Annotated in this window: 15 protein-coding genes and 1 pseudogene; 1 reads left to right on the forward strand and 15 read right to left on the reverse strand. The window is 46.8% G+C overall.

Features of this window, described 5'->3' with window-relative positions; all coding sequences use genetic code 11:
- Positions 1-45 precede the first annotated feature (45 nt).
- Positions 46-399: a DUF3243 domain-containing protein gene (locus D829_RS0111100; RefSeq protein ID WP_017688960.1), complete on the reverse strand. Its 354-nt coding sequence runs from the start codon at positions 397-399 to the stop codon at positions 46-48.
- Between the two features lie 246 nt (positions 400-645).
- Here D829_RS0111100 and D829_RS0111105 point away from each other — a divergent pair, with 246 nt between their 5' ends.
- Positions 646-861, forward strand: coding sequence for a hypothetical protein (locus D829_RS0111105; RefSeq protein WP_017688961.1), 216 nt, complete (start codon positions 646-648; stop codon positions 859-861).
- 115 nt (positions 862-976) lie between these two features.
- Here D829_RS0111105 and D829_RS0111110 read toward each other — a convergent pair whose 3' ends face one another.
- The 14 genes and pseudogenes from D829_RS0111110 to D829_RS34025 form a co-directional block, all read right to left on the reverse strand.
- Positions 977-1,894 (reverse strand): NAD(P)/FAD-dependent oxidoreductase, encoded by a 918-nt coding sequence (locus D829_RS0111110; RefSeq protein ID WP_017688962.1) that lies wholly within the window; start codon positions 1,892-1,894, stop codon positions 977-979.
- A 386-nt stretch (positions 1,895-2,280) separates the two neighbouring features.
- Positions 2,281-3,912: an S-layer homology domain-containing protein gene (locus tag D829_RS0111115; RefSeq protein ID WP_241230765.1), complete on the reverse strand. Its 1,632-nt coding sequence runs from the start codon at positions 3,910-3,912 to the stop codon at positions 2,281-2,283.
- Positions 3,913-4,006: 94 nt separating this feature from the next.
- Positions 4,007-4,606, reverse strand: a complete 600-nt coding sequence (locus tag D829_RS0111120; RefSeq protein WP_017688964.1) for a nitroreductase family protein — start codon at positions 4,604-4,606, stop codon at positions 4,007-4,009.
- A gap of 147 nt (positions 4,607-4,753) precedes the next feature.
- Complete coding sequence (locus D829_RS30860) at positions 4,754-5,008, reverse strand: hypothetical protein (protein ID WP_017688965.1); 255 nt, start codon at positions 5,006-5,008, stop codon at positions 4,754-4,756.
- Positions 5,009-5,144: 136 nt separating this feature from the next.
- Positions 5,145-5,993, reverse strand: coding sequence for an AraC family transcriptional regulator (locus D829_RS0111130; protein WP_124115527.1), 849 nt, complete (start codon positions 5,991-5,993; stop codon positions 5,145-5,147).
- A gap of 80 nt (positions 5,994-6,073) precedes the next feature.
- On the reverse strand, positions 6,074-6,487 hold the full coding sequence (locus tag D829_RS0111135) for a glutathione peroxidase (RefSeq protein ID WP_051153937.1): 414 nt from the start codon (positions 6,485-6,487) through the stop codon (positions 6,074-6,076).
- 95 nt (positions 6,488-6,582) lie between these two features.
- Positions 6,583-7,059, reverse strand: a complete 477-nt coding sequence (locus D829_RS0111140) for a hypothetical protein (protein ID WP_017688968.1) — start codon at positions 7,057-7,059, stop codon at positions 6,583-6,585.
- A 173-nt stretch (positions 7,060-7,232) separates the two neighbouring features.
- Positions 7,233-8,129, reverse strand: coding sequence for a carbohydrate ABC transporter permease (locus D829_RS0111145; RefSeq protein ID WP_017688969.1), 897 nt, complete (start codon positions 8,127-8,129; stop codon positions 7,233-7,235).
- 16 nt (positions 8,130-8,145) lie between these two features.
- Positions 8,146-9,027 carry a sugar ABC transporter permease gene (locus D829_RS0111150; protein ID WP_017688970.1) on the reverse strand — a complete coding sequence of 294 codons (882 nt, stop codon included), beginning with the start codon at positions 9,025-9,027 and terminating at the stop codon, positions 8,146-8,148.
- Between the two features lie 208 nt (positions 9,028-9,235).
- Positions 9,236-10,552, reverse strand: a complete 1,317-nt coding sequence (locus D829_RS0111155) for an ABC transporter substrate-binding protein (RefSeq protein ID WP_017688971.1) — start codon at positions 10,550-10,552, stop codon at positions 9,236-9,238.
- A gap of 168 nt (positions 10,553-10,720) precedes the next feature.
- Positions 10,721-11,572: a helix-turn-helix domain-containing protein gene (locus D829_RS0111160; RefSeq protein WP_017688972.1), complete on the reverse strand. Its 852-nt coding sequence runs from the start codon at positions 11,570-11,572 to the stop codon at positions 10,721-10,723.
- A gap of 184 nt (positions 11,573-11,756) precedes the next feature.
- The gene (locus D829_RS0111165) at positions 11,757-13,577 is read right to left on the reverse strand and encodes a sensor histidine kinase (protein ID WP_017688973.1); all 1,821 of its coding nucleotides are present in this window, start codon (positions 13,575-13,577) and stop codon (positions 11,757-11,759) included.
- Positions 13,578-13,775: 198 nt separating this feature from the next.
- A complete protein-coding gene (locus tag D829_RS34020; protein ID WP_241230766.1) occupies positions 13,776-15,140 on the reverse strand; it encodes an endo-1,4-beta-xylanase in 1,365 nt (454 codons plus the stop codon).
- Between the two features lie 26 nt (positions 15,141-15,166).
- Positions 15,167-16,114 (reverse strand): annotated as a pseudogene (locus tag D829_RS34025) (endo-1,4-beta-xylanase); the annotation flags it as partial.
- Between the last annotated feature and the right edge of the window lie 260 nt (positions 16,115-16,374).

Below are 16,374 nucleotides of genomic sequence, written 5' to 3' on the forward strand. Positions count from 1 at the left end.
AGACCTGCTCAAAGTATTTCTTATGCTTACGCATAGATACTAATCTTAATGACTGGGTGTGGAGCTTTGTGCCAAACGAACGAGCATATGAGCCAACATGTGGCGTTCATCTTCCTTGCCGACATTCCACAGCTCCTGAAGCAGTTTTTCTTCACGATTACGGGGTTCCTCCCGAGCTGCCAGATAATCCGCTACTTTCTCCGCAATTTTGGCCATCTGCTCCTCACTTAGTCCAATCGATTCTCCCATGGCAATTCGCTTACCCAGGTATTCTTTGAATGCATCAAAGTTCTGTAAAATCTGTTCTCTTTCTTCCGGCGCAATCTTCTCAATTGCATTGTCCACCTTGTCAGTTGATACTTGGCCATCTTTATGGATTACATGATTTTCTTCATTCATCTGAATAACCTCCTGCATAATAGTTGTTTATTGGTTTCAAGCTTTAGACTTAATACTCATTGGTTATCTATAATATAAACGTATTGCTGAAGTTTAATCAGTACGTTCAATTCTGTATATATCTTCTATATATGAGCAAGTACGCGTTTCAAAAGAACTACAGCGGTTAATCGTTTACATATACGTAACGGTGTTTGGATATGTTAATGCACACCTTATACAATATCGAACCAGGAGGGATTTCCCATGCGTGATAAAACCAAACATGAGAAGACAAACGATGAACTTGAACCAGGAGTGAATACCGTTATCCATCCAGACAAAAATAATCCCGGACCAACCGATATGATCGAAGGCGTGGTTGGTGATATCGTGGACAACATTCGCAAAGATTTCTCCCATGACTCGAAGGACAAGACGACTTCTTCGAAGTCAACGGATTCATCAGACAAACAAGCGTAATCCTTTTCTCCCTATCAAAAGATAGCTCAAAAAGTCCTCCTGCCACATGTATGGCTTGGGAGGACTTTTTGGTAATGAACAATGGAATAATCAGCCTCATATCAGGAGGTGGAATTCAACGTGAATCCTTTGACATTTGCTGTAACGCCTTATGAATCCAGATCGCGGCAATGGAACCTTCACCCATCGCAACGGTTGCTTGTTCTGCGTGCAGGCCCAGATCCCCGGCAATCCACACATTAGTCGCTGCCTGCAAGCTACGCGGATCAGCTTCTACATGTTTATTATCTGCGATTACAGCTCCAAGCTGCTCCGCCAGTTCATAGTGTACCCGGTTGCCTCCAAATGCGATAAATCCACGCTCCGACTCAAAAATCTGTCCATCTTCGGTCAGAACACCGGTGATATGGCCGTCCTCAATCTGTTGCACTTCCTGGACAGCCGCTTCCAGATAACGAACTCCCGCCTCTTTCATGCTGCGATGCAGCTCTGCAGATATGGGAGCTTGCTCATGATTGATATATAACAGATCATTTGTACGCTGAATTAAAATCATCGCCATATTGGCACCTGCTTCGCCAGATCCCAATAGTACCGTACGTTGATCCTGAATCTCATAACCATCGCAATCAGGGCAGACATACACTGTTCGGCCCAGCGTCGGAGTTAATCCCGGAATGTCCGGAACTCTATCCGAAAGCCCTGTTGCCAGTAACACAGTTTTGCTCCTATATTCAGTTCCTGAAGTACCGAATAATTGAATATGTTCTCCATGACGCTCCGCTTTAACGATACGGTCTTTCTCAAAAGATACACCAGTCCGCTCTGCCTGCATCCTGCCTCGTTCTCTAAGCTCTTCACCGGATACCCCATCGGGGAAACCGAGGATATTATGATAAGTCCGGCATAACGTCGATCTGCCTTCTCCCGCGTCGATTACCAACACCTGATGAGCTGAATAACGTCCAAGCTGAATGGCTGCCTGAAGCCCTGCGAGCCCTCCACCTACAATTATGCAATCAACCTCTCGCATGCTCCTTCTCCTCCTGAACTATATGCATTGAACTAACAAATATTTACACTGGTCACTCCGATGACAGGACAACCTTCCGATCGCTGTTATCCCCAGATTTTTTTATATCTTTTACAAAGGGTAAATCCGGGGATAAGCGTATGCTTTCGATGCAGCTTTCTTTCAGAAAGCTTTTAGGCGAACGCTTCGCTTCTTCAGGCTCTTTCTGTCCTCTCCGTTTTGTGTAAATGTTTAGCTCAATCTATATATATTTTGTCCTTCTATACATTAAACCGTTCAGCCAAGCTTAAACGATTCCTCATATTGCTTATCTTATACCAAAACAAACAGACCCAAACCATCCGGCAGCATCCCGGTTCGCTTGAGTCTATCAGATTCATGAATATTTAGAAGTTATATGATTCAAATCGCGAAGCATTCGAAATGGCGTTCCATACATCGGCTGTTTCGCCGCCCATATACCAGTAAGCCAATCCGGCGATTTGCCGTTGCTCACTCATTAACACTTTGGCCGATAACGAACGACTGTCCTCTGCCCATATATATCTTGGCTTACCATTACTGTTGTACCCGATAATATATTGAACCAGACTTGCATCCCACCGTCTTACAGATCCCGTAGCATGCGCACGCGTTCCCTGTTCTGACAATGTAATGTCCCAAGAACTGGTTGCTGGATTCACGGAAGACCAGTCTCGTGTATACAACGGAAGGGCCAAAATTGTTTTGGCACGTACCACCTCGGAGAGCATGGTATCCAAGGCCTTTTCCACCCATGGAAGAGACGCCACTGATCCCGCTTTCGGATCACCGTTCCAGTGTTCCTCGTATCCCATCAGCACCATATAATCCGATACAGCGCCCAGTTTGGCATAATCAAATGCATCCGTCCAATCTGTACCCAGGTCTGGTGATACATCCACAGACACAACTGCACCCAGTGCGTGCAACGTAGCCGTCAAAGAGGTCACAAATGCCGTTAACCCTTCACGATCCGCTGGATCAACATTCTCGAAGTCCACATTAATGCCGTCCAGTTTATAGGTTTTGACATAAGCGGCTACCTGTGAGATCACTGCCGCTCGGTTGGCTGAACTGGATAACATCTGATGCGTAAGTGTCGAATCCGAACGATTACCCAGCAATGGCCATAGCTGCCTGTCGGTGGCGGATGCCCAAGAGATCAATGCCGGGTCCGCGTGATCTGTTACTTTCATACTGCTGTTCAGGAAAAACCAGCGTGGGACGAGCGTATTCACTTCAGACTGTTCCACTTGCTTCTTGAATTCAGCTGTAGTGGAGTTATATTGCCAGCCCAACTGAACGCCAAGTTCATCCCCACGTTGTAACTGCTCAGACCATGTTTTCTTTTGTAAAATGGCATCGAGCATTACGGCTGCTTCTTCTCGCGTTACCTGGTCATGTGGTCGGAACACGCCTCCACTTCCCCGCATTAGTCCAAGTTGATATACCGTCTGAACATAAGGACGTGCCCAGTCCGAGATATCTGCTGCGTCGAAATACGTTGAAGATAAAAGCGAGGTCTCTACGGGTTGTTGTTTTAACATTCGAACAAGAAGGGCAGCCGCTTCTTCGCGCGTAATGGAAGCATTAGGCTGGAACGTTCCCTGACCCTTTCCTTCCAAAATAAAAAGATTCGTCATGGCGGCAACGTTGCCGTAATACCAAGCATTCATGCTTATATCCTGATAGGGATTTATATTATTTTTAACGGGCTTCAAACCTAGTAATCTCACCGCAAACGTCGCAAATTCTGCACGAGTAACGGCTTTCTTCGGTTCAAACGTAGTCTCTGACGTACCGGCAGCAATGCCTTTTGCCACCAGATGTGTAATGGCATCCTTGGCATAACTGGTACGCGTATCCTCAAACTGTTGCTGCACGGTTGCAGCTTGAACGGTATTGCTATATCCAGCCACCGATCCAAGTGTTAATAACCCGCATAAAGCCATTTTCCATATCCGTTGGTTCGTTATGTCTTTTAATCTATTATTCACATCAAAAAGCCTCGCTTCATTGGATTACGATCAACTATCATCGTATCAAATTGAAGCGAGGCCGTATGTGGTTAAATGTTGGGAAATGCGAAGCTTACTTGTGTACTTTTACGCGCTCTTCAATTGGTTGGAATTCTTTCTCACCCGGTGCTGCCGTTGGTTTACCAAATGGCATTTGAGCGATCAATCTCCAGTTCTCAGGAATATTCCATTCTTGCTTCACTTTCTCGTCAATCAACGGGTTGTAATGCTGCAAAGATGCACCCAGACCTTCTTGTTCCAGAGCAGTCCAGATTACCAGTTGCAACATACCGTTGGATTGGTTAGCCCAGATTGGGAAGTTATCTGCATAAGCTGCAAAATTTTGTTGAAGCTGTGCGATCGCATTGTTATCCTCGAAGAAGAGAACCGTACCATATCCGCTGCGGAATCCAGTCATTTTCTCAGCAGTGGATTTGAAGGCTTCTTCATTACCTACCACTTCACGCAAAATGTCTTCTGTGTGATTCCACAATTTATCATGTTGTTCACCGAGCAATACAACGGCACGGGATGTTTGTGAGTTAAAGGAAGTTGGTGTATATTTCACCGCTTCTTCTACGATTTCCTGGATTTTAGCATCCGAAATTGTAGATTCCTTGCTGATTCCATAATAAGATCTTCTGTTTTTCAATGCATCAAAAAAAGTTGTCATTCTTATTCGCCTCCCAAAATTTTTTTCAATTGCCAACATAGTAACTATAATATAGTAACCTACATTAGTCAACAAACTAATTTATTTTCACTAAATATACATCCACCGAAAATATCTCAACAAGTTTGCCCAACACAGCAATTGGAATTATCCTTCGCCCGTCTTTTTGCGATAATCCGCCCGGTATTTCTCTTCAGTAGACGAGTTGCTTTTTGTCTGATCTTTATTCTTCTCTTCCTGAGTTTCCATATTCAGATCTTCCATCGGAATTGGATCTACAGTCTGTTCTTCTTCATGTCGGTCAAGCAGACTTTCGTGCTCTGTCTTATATTGTTCAGGATTGTCACGGGATTGTTCCTGATGGGTATCGCTGTTATTCTGATCCGGTGTGCGCTGTTTCATTCATATTCGCCTCCTCTGGGTTCATTACCTTTCTTTACCTGTTCTGCGTGTCCTCTAAACACAGTGGGATGCATTCCTTAAACGAAAATCAACAAAAAAAGCCAACCAGACAAGCTGGTCAGCTCACAGAGGACTTCTATGATTGGCGATGCAATTGGGTACGGTACAGATCAGGCGAACATCCCACACTTTGTTTGAACATCCGACTAAAATGCGAAAGGCGCTTGAAACCGGACAATCGACTTGCTTCTGTCACGGTGATCTCAGGCTGAAACTGAAACAAAAGCTTCGCCTGATTGATGCGGCGGTCATACAGGTATTTGAATATCGTCAAACCTGTCATTTCCTTGAACATGCCTGCCAGATAAGGCTTGGACAGATGTAACTCCAGTGCCAGATCATCCAGACCAATGTCCTTCATATAATGGGTATCCACATAACGAATAATGTGTTGGACATGCCGCTCCCTCTCCGATGAGGGAAGTTGTTCCTGGACATCACCCTGGCAGATCTCTGCTACAAAATACAACAGATCACACAGTCTGACATTCATTCGCTCTTGCCTGAAATTGCTCTGACTTTGAGACAGACGATGAAGATCATGCAATAGAGCTTCGAATTCAGAGCGGCTATCTCCCTTCAGATTGACCCGACAGTTTCTGAGTTCTTCAAAAGGTCTCAGGACCTCAGCCATACGGTCCGGATGCAGGCTGCTGCGGATTGCAGACGGATCAAAATGTAGTGTGCTTCGCTCATAAGCACTGCCTGGCTTCGGATGTGGTCGATGAAGAGTCAAGCCATGCATTAACACCAGATCACCCGGCTCCAGGTTATATACCCGGTCTCCTATGATATAGGTACATTCTCCATCATGAAAATAATAAATCTCATAATGTGGATGTGAATGGAATCCATCCGACTTGCCTGGGTTAAACGTGCTGGTAGATCGGTAACTATACTCCAGTGAAGCACTAAATTGCATCATGCTCGGCACATTCATGCACCTCCTGTTCGGAAGGGGGAAACGATTTGTGTCATGCCCCTGTAGGATATATGAAAGTGAAATTATAGAAGCTGTTTGATACTCTCTTGAATCTCGTCGATGGAGTCGATAGGTTCGAAGCGTCTGACCACACGACCCTCTGCATCAATCAGGAATTTAGTGAAATTCCATTTGATTGCATCGCCGTGTAACCATTCCGGTGCCTTCTCAGCCACCATTAATTTCAATAATTTGGCCTGTATATCTGTTTCATCAAAGCCAGCAAAAGGCCCTGATTTTTTCAAAAAGTCGTAGAGCGGGTGCGCCGCTTCTCCATTCACATCCAGTTTGGAGAACATCGGAAATTTCACACCATAGTTAATCTGGCAAAACGATTCCGATTCCGAACTGCTTCCAGGCTCTTGCTCTGCAAACTGGTTGCACGGGAAACCAATAATCTGAAGCCCTTGATCCTTGTACTGGTCATACAGCATCATATGTCATTGTTAATTATATACGAAGTTTGAACTATTGTATTGGAGAAGATATTGATCGTTCAGATTAGACTCAGAGATATTTGAAAATATATCGATTACTCAACTGCTCTAATACTCATAACATATTTGGTTCTGGGCAGATACTTTATTTCCAGCGTTTTATCTCGATTTTCCCAGGCGATATCCCGAGTGTTAATCAATTCCATTTGATTTATTTCGATGGTTTGTTCCCTCCATTTCTTGCCCATGGATCCTATGTAGTTCGGTTTACCTGTTACTGTTTCGTAATCTTGGGAGAGATAAGGACCTATATCCTGAATACCCGACACTATCTTAGGAGCAAAAAGTAATATCAAGCCGATACCAAAAATGATGCAACAGCACTTGAAAGATATTCGTTTTACGATGTTTTTTATCTGCTTCATGCCATGAAACAACCCCATACCAAGTGTAAATACTGCCATGGCTGCGCCAATCAAATTTAAAAAGATCCAACTAGGAAAAAAGGTTAGAAAGAACGAAGAAACACCAGACAATATAAAAACAATAAATATGATTATACTCAGCTTCAAGAACATCCTCTTCCTTCAATTAAATGTGTCCCATGAATCCCGATAAAGAATCGCCTCCAATGAATAAACTCAGATCTTGGATTAATTCTCCCTTTTAACAGAAAACCCTTCTGCCGGGAAAATCTCTTCGTTCAGCAAAAGGGTTATTATATGGGATCACAGTGACAGCAGATTCAGCCCTTCACGGCACTTCCGGCCACGCCCTGAATGATATAATGCTGACCCACGAGGAAAACGATGATCATCGGAATAATGCCTGCCGTGGCAGCGGCCATCATGCCGTTGTAATCTACATTGTTCTCCAGAATAAAGTTCTGCAGACCCAGCGGCACGGTGTACAGGTCTTTATCGATCAGGAACACTAGCGCATTTTCATAGTCATTCCAATGCCAGGAGAAATCGATGATCGCCAGCGTAGCCAGCGCAGGTTTCGCCAAGGGCAGAATCAACCTGAAGAATATACGCAAGTGTCCAGCACCGTCGATGAAAGCCGCTTCCGAGATCTCTGAAGGCACGGACAGGAAGAATTGCCGCAGCATAAACACCCCAAAGATTGTGAACATCCCAGGCAGGATCAATGCCCAATGCGTATTATATATGCCGACCCATTCAAACATCAGGAACTTGGGCACAAAGAGTACCTGCGGTGGCACCATCATCATCGAGAGATAGATCAGGAACAATGTCTCCCGACCTTTGAATTGAATCCGTGCAAAGCCATAGGCTGCAAAAGCCGAGAGAAATACAGCTCCGATCGTGCTAATTAGCGATATTTTCAACGAGTTCAGATAATATGTGGCAAAGGTATCCGCTCCGCTCCAGACCTTAATATGATGCTCCCAGTTCAGGCTGGAGGGTATCCACTGGATGGGGTAGGTGAATACGTCCGCAGGAGATTTGAATGACGTGCTGATCATCCAGATGAACGGCATAATCATCAGCAAAGCAAACCCGGACATCAGAAGTGTCAGTATGATTTTTCGAATCTGCGTCAAGGACTCCATGCGGACTTTAACTTTAGGTGAATGTGGAGCAGTGGGCTTCGCATTCGCGGCAATTTGTTTCTCCATAACGATCCCTCCTCTCCTAGTAGTGAACCCAACGTTTCTGACCAAGCCACTGCAATACAGTGAAGACCATAATGATGGCAAAGAGTGCCCAGCTAATGGCAGCAGCGTAGCCCATCTCGTAGTAGCGGAAGGCATTCTGGTAGATAAACAGCGACAAGACGGTTGTACTGTTCCCCGGCCCACCCTGGGTAATCGCTTGAATGATACCAAAGTTTTTGATGGTCATAATCAGTCCCGTAATTAGCAGTAAAAATGTAGTTGGACTCACAAGCGGCCAGATCACTTGGCGTATCGTCTGCCAAGGACGGGCTCCATCAATCCGTGCTGCCTCAACCAATTCCTCCGGGATTTCCTGCAAAGCTGCCAGATAAATAATCATGTTGTAACCCAGCATGAACCAAATCCAGATGATATCAATCGCAACCATGGACCATTCGGTTGTTGATAACCAGCCGGGAGGGTTCGTAATACCGATTCCGCGCAAGAAGCCATTAATCGGTCCCGACGTTGGCTGGAACAGAAGCATCCAGACAAAGGCGATGGCAACACCGCTGGTGATATAGGGCATAAAATAGAGGGCACGCAGCGTTTTTTGCCAATACACCGACTTGTTCAGCGCCACCGCCACGATAAATGCCAACCCCATCGATACCGGAACCGCTAACAGAAATACAAATGTATTTCGCAGCGCCACGCCAAACAGATCATCATTCAACATCCGACGGATATTGTCCAGCCCTACGAAATTCGTCTCCGGGCTCATGAATTTGTAATCAGTGAACATGAGATAGAACGAATAGACAGCCGGTATAATAAAAAACAACAGCACGCCAATCATATTGGGCCCAATAAACAGATACCCGAGCCTGCTCTGCCGTTTCATCCAGGATTTATGCATATGCTCCCCCACTCCTTAACATCTGTTCTGGAATTAAGCATAACAAGATGTCCTCTAACATTTAAGGAACATAACCCTGTACCTGATATCACAGATATATGTATTTCGGCAGTGCCTTTCGGGAGGAAAACAACATGGAATTGTTCTATTGCTTATATAGAAAAAACCGCCCCATTGGGACGGCCTTTGGACTCATTACTTTTGCCTTCTATTGATTCTGCTTCAGCCAGTCATTATGGCGTTTGACCATGTTCTGTACCGTAACTTCGGCAGTCTGGTTACCAAGGAAGAACTTTTCATACTCCTGTGCACGCAGATCGACCACTTCCTGCGCAATACTGCGGACAAACGTAGGTGTCTCGTCACCGTACAACACAAATTCCAGAGACTCTTTGTCATAAGAATCGGCATAATCACCCAGCAGATGATCAATGGCAGTCTGCTGATCAACGGCATTCGATGAAGGCAGACGTCCACCCGCAGCCATCGGCATCATTCCCCCATCGGCGTACCATTTCAGGAACTCCCATGCGGCTTCTTTATTTTTCGACTTGGAATTGATCGCGATAAAGTCACCAAGTCCTCCACTCTTCACCATATCTGCTTCTTGTGCAGCCAGTCTCGGTACAGGGGCAAAGGCGATTTTCCAATCCCTCGGGAACTCGGTCATATTGTTCGATGTGCGGATCAGCCATTCGCCGATATTAATCATGGCAGACTCACCGCCAAGGAACATGTTTTCCACCGGCATTTTGGAAGTCAGCTGCTCTCCGAGCGGAGGGGTGGTTGCATCCTCCTTCATCATTCCGTTCAACGTCTCCAGCCATTTGGTAACGAGTGGATCATCAAGGTTGGAAGAACCGTCTGCCTTAACATAGCCGTTCTTCACCAGAACAGAATCGAGCGGGTCTACATAGGAAGCGGTATGCTGCACCAATCCGTACTTGAAGCCAGCAGCCTTCAGTTTGAGTGCATATTCACGAGCTTCATCCCAAGTCCAGGCTGTTGGTACGCTCAGTCCCGCTTGATCAAGCGCTTTCATATTTAAAGCGAAGAAGGCAGCGTTTTTCTTGGTTGGCATCCCGTAATATTTGCCATCCACTTTCCAGGAAGCCGCATCTTCACCCATTTTCTCATCAATGTTGTAGTCGGTGAACTCGCCCAGATCCAGTGCTGTACCGCCCTTGATGCGTTTATCCAGATTCGTGAGGGTATAGTTGACATACAGGTCAACGTTTTGCCCGGTGGACAGCGCCGTATCCAGCTTCAGGTTGCCATCATCGTCATTCACAAACCGCACATATTCCACCTGAATATCAGGATGCTCCGCATTCCAGGTATCCACCACTTCCTGTGGACCATTCTCGGGCGGCACCGCGCCCCACATGGTGAGCTTCACTTTTCCCCCTGCCGCTCCACCTCCGTTATCTCCACCGTTCGTCTCATTTTTACCTACACAGCCGGCAAGCAAGCCCAGCATCAGCGCACCTACGATTAATCCCGTTAATCCTTTTTTGATTCTCATCTGGTCACATGACCTCCCTGAATTGAAGTGTACCTTCCGTTACATCGTAGCAGGGACCTTGCTGGGTTCATAAGATACATATCCATGATTCGGATTGAACAAAAATACGGATTTACTTGTGCTTGCCTGAGCACTCGGTACACATATTCCTTCTACTCATCCTGTGAGTCACGAACGATGGCGATACTGGCTGGGCGTGCAACCGGTCCAACGCTTGAATATTTTAATGAAATAATTATCACTTCCGAACCCTACCCGGTAACCAATCTCCTGTACAGGAAGGTCCGTCTCGCGCAAGTATTCAGCCGCTTTCTCCATCCGTACCCCATGCAAGTAATGAATCAGGGTATGGCCGGTTTTCTTTTTGAACAAAGCACTCACATAATTCTCGCCCATCATCACATATCGTGACATGGATTTGACGGTAATGTCTTGGTCGTAATGCTGTCCGATGTATTGAATTATTTTGCTAATCTCCGGATGCTTCACAATCGGCTCACGAACAGGTGTAAATGGAAGATCCGTATCAGACGGGGGCGCAGAAGAGACCGTAAGAGAATTAGGCAAATCAGGCGTTGATGTGAGAACCGGTGTGGAAGGTGGCACTTCATGATGATCTGTCTCTGTCCGGGCTTCAGTTGAAGCTCCCAGTTCTGCACTTACTTTACGGAGTGTATCACGCAGTGAATTCACACTCATGGACAGTTTCAGAATATAATTGGAAGCCCCGTATTCCATTGCCCGGCGTACATATTCGAACTCCCCCATACAGGTGAGCATGACAAATTTGGTTTTTAACCCGGCCTGACGGGTCTGTTTGAGTAATTCCAGACCATCCATACCTGGCATGACAATATCGGTCAGTACCAGATCCGGTGTATCCTGTATAATCATCGCCAGCGCTTCGGTCCCATTACCGGATTCTCCGATGACCGTGAAACCCAGCTCTTCCCAGGAAATAATCTCTCGCACCGACTCTCGTACGAATACCTCATCCTCTACAAGTAATACTTTCCACATGCCAGATTCCCCTCTCCAGTCGTGTAGGACGTGTCTCAAAACTCGCGAAGTGCATCTTTTACCGCCTTTTCGCCCCATGCTGCGTCACTTCCCCTTGACGTGCCCCGGCACGCCTGCGGAAAACTTCCTTGCTTGGAACGAAAATTCAGCAAAATCTGCTTCCTTCGGAGTTTTCAGACACGCCCTAGTCTGACCGCTTCTGTAAGTAAGGCGTCGACAATAAAAAAGGAATGCTGAACCTCACTAATGTCCCCGGCTTGGTATCAATCACTTCAAGTTCACTTTGGCCTTTGAACAATAATCGCAATCGTTCCTTAAGGTTAGACAGGCCAATCCCCGGACGTGTGCGGGTCATCTGCTGACGCCGGGATTCCTCCATGCCAATTCCGTTGTCGGCCACCTCCAGCATCAGCTTTCCTGTGCCTTGCCTGTAAATTCCGATGCGGATCTGACCAAGCTGCTCCAGTGGCCCGACACCGTGGTGAATGGCATTCTCCACCAGTGGCTGCAAGCTCAGTTTGGGCACCAGCGCATACTCCAGTTTATCGTCAAATTCACAAGTCACCTCAAAGCTATCACGGTAACGAATCCGCTGAATATGAAGGTAGGCTTGAACCAACTCGATCTCATCCTTCAGGTATACCAATTCGACCTGTGAATTCAGGCTGACCTCCAGTAATTTCCCCAAGGAAACACACATCTCGGAGATCTCTTCATTCCCGCTGCGGATCGCACTCCATTTCATTGTATTCAATGTATTCAGGAGAAAGTGCGGATTCATCTGGGCCAGGAGCATATGAAAATGTACCGCTTCCTTCTGGCGTTCTTCCGCCTTGAGTCTGGCGATCATCTGATTGGCATCATCCAGCATGGTATTGAACGTGCGTGTCAGTTCCAATACTTCCCCACGGCTGCGGCCTTCAGGGATACGGACCTTGAGGTTTTTGCGTACAACCTCCTTCATCTGGTTCTGCAGATGTGATAAAGGCCGAGTGAACGTCGCCGAGATCATAAAGGCCATGAGCACAAATGCTGCTGTGAAGCCAAAAAACGTTAAAAAATAGCGCTGCTTAAGCCCCGATATCTCCGTAAACAACACAGCTAGTGGAATACGATTTACCATGTACCAGTCCAGTGACTCGATGTATACGTAGTTAATCAGCGTATCTGAATCATTATCCGTCAGATAGGCCTCTGCCGGATGAAGTGCAATTTCCCGGGTCACGTCTGGGGAAAGTACCGCTTTTTCGGACGAGCGGGCAATCGTTTCCCCATTGCCAGTAATCAGGAAATACTCCTGATTGCTCTGCGAATCCTTCAGCATAGACTGAAACCAGTACGAATAATCGATGCTGATCCGTGCCATTCCGTACCTTTTGCCGCCACTGTCCTTCATATACGCATAGAGGGACAACAGATACGGGCTGGAGGATAGCTCCCGCAGGACATGGTTGGTATCCCGGGCATCCCAGCGGTAGAGCAACTCTTCTGATGGAAACGAGTTTGAATCAGTGTTGCCCTTGATGAAGGTCATTTCTCCAAGATGCTTGCGAAATTGTTCCCGATAAGGGCCATAGGCCAGAGCTTTTTTGGGCAAATACGAAGTGTAAACGCTATCATGAAAATCTAACAGCGTGAAGTACACGGAAGGATTATATAGAAAAAAGCTGTTGTTGATCATCTTGAACTTCTCTTCCACCAACGACTTATTCTCAAGCGGAGAACGATTGTCTGGAGAAGTCAGGACGTTTCTTACGGCTGAATCCTGTTCCAGAAAAATCAGGGTTTTGAATGCAATACTCATCTGATCCTCCAGAGAACCATACATCTGCACCAGTTGCTCATGGCTCTGTTCGCTGATTTTTTGCTCAACCAGAGATTCGATCTGTCCATAGTTGTAGACATTAAGTACGCTGAATGGCAGCAGAATCAACACCACAAACGCACCAAACAGCCGATACCTGAGCTTATGCGGCAAAAAGGTCTTCCAGTCGGGCTTTGTCATCCCCTCAGCGCTCCCCCTGCAATTATTGAGATCATTATACCATCAGTTCCCCCGCTTCGGCCGGGGCCGGGCTCATTCGCATGGATATGTGATACCAGTTGCCAGGGACGGGATAGGGATACACAGATTTGTTCTATTGCATTAAAAAAACCGGAGATCTGGGATCTCCGGCTAGGCTAGATATAACGACTTAGCAAATTAGGATATAGGCTCCACTCCCCAGACAAGCTCGCCGTTCAGGTAAAGAGTTACCTTGGTCCAATCGGCAAAAGAGGTCTGCAGCGGGTTAAAGGAATAATCATCCCCTTCGCTGTAATTGGACCAGTCTGCTTTGTGCAACCGGGTATGTATCTCCCCAGAGGTTCCTCCGACCGGGATCACGCCTGCTCCGGTACCGAACTTCAGTTCCAGATAATGGTCCGCTCCAGGAACAGGTGCAGGCAGTTTCACTATGCTGCCGCTGATCTGACTGCCTCCAAGCTGTGCATAATCACAGAAAAAGGATTGTGGTTTCTCCCCGTCCACTGTATACCAGTAACGAATTGTCAGTTCATTCAGGCTAACTGTGGAGGTACCGTTGTTGTGAATGACAAACTGCGGTTTCATTTGGTTATCGAGCAGATTTGTATCCCCTGCACGATAGGCTAGAGTCAGATTACCAGCAGGCTCTGGCGGCCCTCCACCCTGGACCTTTGCGGAAGCTTGAACGGAGTTCACACTCTTCCCAACGCTGTTAACCGCATTCACCACATAGTAGTAGGTGGTTCCAGCAGATACCGCCATATCCTTATAGCTTGTTCCCGATACAGCGGCCACAGATGTATACGGTCCGGCTGCTGTCAGCGACCTGTTTACCGTATAGGAAGTCGCACTTGCAGATGCACTCCAGCTTAGATTGATGCTGTTGTCGCTAACCGCAGTGGCGGTCAGATTCTGCGGAGCGGCTGGTACTGCCTCGACCTGGACCGTCTCTAATACGGACCAATAGGCTGGCTTGGACTGGAGTCGCTCGTCGAAAAGAAGCGGCCAGTTGTTGCGGGCGACCGGGAAGGTTCGTAGCCAGGTATTGGCATCATCCTTGCCCCACAAGGTAACATTTTTGACTGTGTCCGTATGCCTCAGGAAGATCTGGAACAGGGACTTGTACAGCGCCGCCTGCTGTGTCTTCAGTTCTTCCGGGAAGATATCATAAGATTGCGAATCATTGGAATATACACTTACATCAAGCTCAGTAATATGTGTTTCGAGGCCCAGCGCCTTAAATTTGACAATGGAACTCTCAATTTCCGAAAGGGTTGGATAAAAGAGGCTGATGTGTGTTTGATGGCCGACTCCGTCAATAGGCACACCCTTGGCTTGAAGGCGAGTGATCAGATTGTAGAGGGCCTGGCTTTTGGCCGGCTCATGGGTATTGTAGTCATTAATAAACAACTTGGCATCCGGGTCGGCTGCATGGGCGAATTCAAATGCTTTCTCAATATATTCTTCCCCGGCAATCTGGTACCACAGACTGCGCCGCAGGCCATCCGGCTCGGAGGCATCAAAAAATTCACAACGTCCCAAGCGTAGATCTGGCCTTGATAACGCTCCATTACCGTCTCAATATGCTGCTGCATCCGTTCATACAGCACCGTTTTGCTCACCAGATTGCCGTTGGCATCGTGGAATACCCAATCCGGAGTTTGTGTATGCCAAACGAGGGTATGCCCGCGTATCTCTTGTCCGTTCGCTGCTGCAAAAGCGACTGCGGCATCCGACCCGCTGAAATTATACATACCCTCTTGCGGCTCGGTACTGTCCCATTTCAGAACATTGCCTGGTGTCAGACTATCAAAATGCTTCGTAAGCAGCTGCTTGTCCGGTTCGGTCAGCAGTTCATTGTTCGTGAAGGCCGTCCCAATTCGAAACTTGCCCGCAAAAGCATCCTGTAGGGAAGGAATGTCCTCTTCGATCACAATGGGTCCGAGATCCGGCAGCCTCTCCAATCGGAAATCATCCACATAAAAAGAAGCTGTGGCACGGTCTGGCACTTCAAAATAAATCGATAACTGATTCGCTGGTTCCAGCATTTTAAACTGTGCAGTAAGCTTGGTCCATCCGCCTGCGGATGCGGTACCGAATGTTAAATTTTCATAATGTGTTGTATCTGGCAGGGTACGCTGTAAAGACATATTGAGGTTTGTGCTGGACGCTCCCGCCGGAAGCTTCACCCAGCCAGTGAACACATACGTCTGTCCCACCTCCAAAAGTTTTGTCACATCCAGCGCTGGCCCATGCCATGTCATAGCACGCCCGCTCACTTCCAGTCCATAATCTCCGGTACGAGCTGCAACGGCGCTTGCATGAAGCGTTTCTACTTCACCGCGTCCGCTCCAGCTCTGGACCGTGCCATCTTCAAAATCATGACTCAGAATCAAGGTATTCTCCCCTTCTGCCGCATGGACAGATGGAGCCGCCCAATACAAAGGTACTAACAAAGTTATCATCAAAACAAATTTAAGCGCTTTCAAAAATATCATTTTTCTCATCGCTTCCATTCTCCTTTATCGAATATTAGGATGAATTCCTTATTCCAAAGGCTAAGGCCATATCCACCTCCTTGGTTTTAGTTATAAAATCAGAGTCCTCATTCAAACGGATACGGGGGCATACGTTCGGATAAGGACTCCATATGGTAAATTATAGTATAAATTGTCTATGATCTACAACTGAAAAGTACTTCCCCTCTAATTTCGGTTAGAAATGCAGTATCCGTTGCTTCTGCATTCATTCACACCAGCTCCTCCATAATCTGGGC

Source organism: Paenibacillus sp. PAMC 26794 (genome assembly GCF_000316035.1).
Classification (GTDB): Bacteria; Bacillota; Bacilli; order Paenibacillales; family Paenibacillaceae; genus Paenibacillus.